Origin of the sequence: Streptomyces sp. SPB074 (genome assembly GCF_000154905.1) — a bacterium.
In the GTDB taxonomy this organism is placed as follows: Bacteria; Actinomycetota; Actinomycetes; order Streptomycetales; family Streptomycetaceae; genus Streptomyces.
In genome coordinates this window covers 1,658,447-1,662,756 of record NZ_GG770539.1, presented here as the reverse complement: position 1 = coordinate 1,662,756, position 4,310 = coordinate 1,658,447, and the positions used below count along the sequence as shown (strand labels likewise).

4 protein-coding genes are annotated in these 4,310 nt (G+C 74.2%); 3 read left to right on the top strand and 1 reads right to left on the bottom strand.

All coding sequences use genetic code 11. The features are described from left to right. Positions 1-333: 333 nt before the first annotated feature. Positions 334-1,188 carry a bifunctional DNA-formamidopyrimidine glycosylase/DNA-(apurinic or apyrimidinic site) lyase gene (gene mutM, locus SSBG_RS06570; protein WP_008745425.1) on the top strand — a complete coding sequence of 285 codons (855 nt, stop codon included), beginning with the start codon at positions 334-336 and terminating at the stop codon, positions 1,186-1,188. A gap of 284 nt (positions 1,189-1,472) precedes the next feature. Here mutM and SSBG_RS35650 read toward each other — a convergent pair whose 3' ends face one another. Then, positions 1,473-1,793: a CAP domain-containing protein gene (locus SSBG_RS35650; protein WP_324603492.1), complete on the bottom strand. Its 321-nt coding sequence runs from the start codon at positions 1,791-1,793 to the stop codon at positions 1,473-1,475. 1,107 nt (positions 1,794-2,900) lie between these two features. On the opposite strand from SSBG_RS35650, the gene SSBG_RS06560 reads away from it, so the two are divergent. After that, positions 2,901-3,182: an acylphosphatase gene (locus SSBG_RS06560; protein WP_008745424.1), complete on the top strand. Its 282-nt coding sequence runs from the start codon at positions 2,901-2,903 to the stop codon at positions 3,180-3,182. Positions 3,183-3,563: 381 nt separating this feature from the next. Continuing rightward, on the top strand, positions 3,564-3,773 hold the full coding sequence (locus SSBG_RS06555; protein WP_008745423.1) for a hypothetical protein: 210 nt from the start codon (positions 3,564-3,566) through the stop codon (positions 3,771-3,773). Positions 3,774-4,310: the final 537 nt, after the last annotated feature.

The following is a 4,310-nucleotide window of genomic DNA, read 5'->3' as shown; positions in this document are numbered from 1 at the left end:
CCCTCGCCCGGCGACGCCGTCGGCGAGGACGGCTCCGCCTCCCCTGCCTGACGCACGACGGCCCGTCCGTCGGCCCACCCGGTACCCGCCCCACCCCGGCCCGTCACCACGACGGGCCGGGGCGGCGGGTACCGGGTGGACGTCGTTTCGCGTCATGTCGCGTCGTCTCGCGTTCTGCCGCGTCGCACGGCGTGCGCGGCGTCGCACGGCACCGTCGGGCGCTGTACGGCGTCGTGGGCGCCGCCCGGCGTCGTTCCGTCGGGTGGCGACGCCCGCCCGCATGTTTCCCGCTCCCGTCCCGCGCAGCCCATCCCAGCCCAGGAGAGTCGCACCGTGCCCGAACTGCCCGAGGTCGAGGTCGTCCGCAGGGGGCTCGCCCGCTGGATCGACGGGCGCACCGTCGCCGCCACGGAGGTGCTGCACCCGCGCTCCGTGCGGCGCCACGTCGCGGGCGGCGAGGACTTCGCCGCGCGCCTCAAGGGACGGACGTTCGCGACGCCGCGCCGTCGCGGCAAGTACTTGTGGCTGCCGCTCGACGGCGCGGGTGAGGCGGTCCTCGCGCACCTCGGCATGAGCGGCCAGCTCCTCGTCCAGCCGCACGCCGCCCCCGCCGAGAAGCACCTGCGCCTGCGCATCGGCTTCGACGACGCGCTCGGCACCGAACTCCGCTTCGTCGACCAGCGCACCTTCGGCGGCCTCTCGCTCCACGAGACGGGCGAGGGCGGCGTCCCCGACGTCATCGCCCACATCGCCCGCGACCCGCTCGACCCGCTCTTCGACGACGCGGCGTTCCACGCGGCGCTGCGCCGCAAGCGCACCGCGATCAAGCGCGCCCTGCTCGACCAGTCGCTCATCAGCGGCGTCGGCAACATCTACGCCGACGAGGCCCTGTGGCGCGCCCGTCTGCACTACGACCGCCCCACGGCGAGCCTGACCCGCCCCCGCACCGACGAGCTCCTCGGCCACGTGCGCGACGTCATGAACGCCGCGCTCGCCGTCGGCGGCACCAGCTTCGACAGCCTCTACGTCAACGTCAACGGCGAGTCCGGCTACTTCGACCGCTCCCTCGACGCCTACGGCCGCGAGGACGAACCCTGCCGCCGCTGCGGCACCCCCATCCGCCGCGACGCCTGGATGAACCGCTCCAGCTACTACTGCCCGAAGTGCCAACGGAGGGGGCGGGGGTGAGAGGCCGCGCTGCGCGCGGCGGTGACGCGGCGCGCTAGGGGCGGCGTGGTGCGGCACTACGCGGCGGGCGGGGCGCTGCGGGCTTGGGGGACGTGGCGACCGCGCGACGCGGCGCCTGAGGGTGACGGCGCGGGCGACGTGGCGTGGCGGGGCATGTGGCGGTGCGGCGTCGCGCCGTCGCGTGGGGCGCGGTGTCGCGCCGTTGCACGCGGTGCCGCGACGTGCGCCGCGTGGCCGGGTCGGGGTGCGGCGCCCGCCGCGACGTCCACCGTCGCCCGCTGGGGTCAGAAGCCGAAGTCCTGTGTCCACCATGGGCCGCCGGGGCCGAAGTGGACGCCGACGCCGAGGGTCTTGTAGTCGCAGTTGAGGATGTTCGCGCGGTGGCCCGGGCTGTTCATCCAGGACTTCATGACGGACGCGGCGTCCGCCTGGCCGCGGGCTATGTTCTCGCCGCCCAGGTTGCCGACGCCGGCCTGCTTCGCGCGGTCCCAGGGACTGTCGCCGTCGGGATCGGTGTGGTCGAAGAAACCGCGGGCCGCCATGTCGTCGCTGAAAGCCGTGGCGAGCGAGGCGAGCGCGTCGTCGGCCCCCCCCCCCCCCTGCACCCCACCTTGGCGCGCTCATGGTTGACGAGGGCGAGGACGGCGGCCGCCGCGGCGCTCTCGTCACTGCTGGGCGCCGCCGCGACGGGCGGCTTGGCGGGCGCCGGGGGTGCGGACTCGGTCTTGACGGGCGCCGCGCTCTTCGGCGGTGTCGCGGTCCTGGGGGTCCCCGCGCCGGGCGACGTCCCGGTCCTCGTACCGCCCTGCTTCGCGGCGACGGAGCGGGAGGGAGTCGGCTCCGCGTCGGACGCCTTGCTCTTCTCCCCGGCGCGGGGCGAGGCCGACGCCGCGGGCGAGGGCGAGCCGGAGCGCGTGGCGCCCCGGCTCGCGGAGGGTGTCGTACGGTCCGGCGCGTACACCTCGTCGCCCTCAGGCTCGTCCGACGGCGCGTCGGCCGCGCGGACCTTCGCGTCGTGCCCGCCGCCGAAGGAGTAGCCGCCACCGGGCAGCAGCCCCGTACCGACCGCGACGGCGCCCAGCGCCACCGCCGCCGACACCCCGAGCAGCCCGGTGCGTACGGGCGTGCCACGCCGCTTCCGGCGATGACCGCCCGCACCGTCCTGCTCGTCACGGTCACCGGCACCGATGTCCGTGGCGGGGTGGAACTCGGTCTCGGGAACAGCCGGGAGGGGGGCGGTCTCGGGCGCTCCGTGCGCGCCGTATGCCGCGTACACGGCGGGCCGCGCGTACGGGGAACGCGGCGCGGGCGCGGCGTACCGCGCGGACGTCGCGTGGGCGGAGTGCGGCGCGGGCGTCGCGTAGGACGCGGACACGTAGGAGCCGGAGGGGGCCCCGTACGAGGCGCGCTCGCGATACGTCGCCTGGTCCTCGTACCGCGCGTCGTCGCGATACGTCGCGTCGTCGTCGTGCGTGACGCCGCGGTCGTACGCGGCGTGGCCGGATGCCGCGGAGGCTCCTGCCGGGGAGTCCGCCGTCGGTTCGGCGCGGCCGGCGGCTGAGCGTCGGTGGCGTCCCATGGTTGTGGCCTTCCCTCGTCACTGTCCCGGCACGGACTCACCCGTACGAGTGAGTCCTCCGCGGTGCGGACCCTACGCCATGGGCCCGGGGGACGATGCGCGTCCGAGACGATTGGCCCGTTAGCGTGCCCTCATGGAAGACGAGGCACGGTTGACCGCTTGGGTCAGGGGAACCGTCCAGGGCGTGGGTTTTCGCTGGTTCACGCGGGTGCGGGCGCTGGAGATCGGCGGACTGAGCGGTTTCGCTCTCAACGTGCGCGACGGACGCGTGCGGGTCGTCGCGGAAGGGCCGCGCGCGGCGTGCGAGGAGTTGCTGGAGTGGCTGCGGGGGAACGACACACCCGGCAGCGTCGAGGGCGTCACTGAGATCTGGGACACGCCGCGCGGCGGCTACGAAGGGTTCGCGATCCGCTGACGACACCGTGCGCGCCCCCGCCGTGCGCCGCCGACGCTCCCCCGTGTGCTTCGCGGGCGCCGGGGGAAAGCCGCTGGTGACTGCCGTGACCCTCTTGCGCGGCCCGCCGGGCGCTCGCCAGGATGACCCGCACGCCCCCAGGGCTCACGGGATTGCGCGCGCCGTCGCCCGAAGCACCGCGCGCCCTGTCGCCCTGCCGTGCCGGGCCTTGATCGTGTTGACCGTCAAACTTTTTGGTGAGACTCTGGAATCCCCGCGCACCTTAACTGTTTGACAGGCGACGTCACAGACGGAGTGCTGCCGGACACCGCGGGTGCGGACCGATTCCCTCTCGACCCACCACCGTACTGGTCGGTCACTCAGTGTGGAGGACCACTCATCATGGCAAAGGCGCTTCTCGGTTACGTCGGCGGCTCCGACCCGCGACTCCTCGCCGAGATGCGACGGCTCCAGCAGCGCGTGCAGGACCTCGAATCCGAGCTCGTACGGATTCAGCACGAGAACGACGCGCTCGCGGCTGCCGCTTCTCAGCACAGTGACTCTCTTCTGGAGAGCCTCGACGTACCGCAGGCGGAGCCGGCGCTCACCTGACGCACTCATCCGCCGCACGGCGTCGCGTTCTCGCGGCGGGCGGCGCGGCGGGGCGTGACAGGTGCACCGTGCGGCCACGCCGGTACCACCAGGGACGCTTCGGCGTCCCTTTCTTTTTCCCCGGGTGTTCCCTCTCCGTTCCCCAGGGGACTTGCCGCCGGTTCTTGCCCGCCCTGCCTACCGCGTTCCGCGCGTGGTGGCCGCGGGTGTTTCCCGCCAACGGATGGCCGACGTGCCCGGAACAGGACCCGGGAACCGGGGCCCGTACGCCCCCCTCCCGCGGTGACTCCTCGTGCACACTCCCCCGCTGCCCGCTGTTTCCCGCCCCGCCCCTCCCCACCCTGTCTACCGTCTGATCTGCCCTGTGCGCTCCGTGGTGAAACCGTGACGGTGCGCGGGACATCATGTGGCCTCCTCCGGCGGACGGATACGGCGCGTGGATGCGGACGGATACGGCGCGTGGACGGCGCGACGGCGGGGGGGGGGGTGGCGCGTGACGTTGCGGAAAGGACGCGGCGTGGTGACGGCGCGGCATGG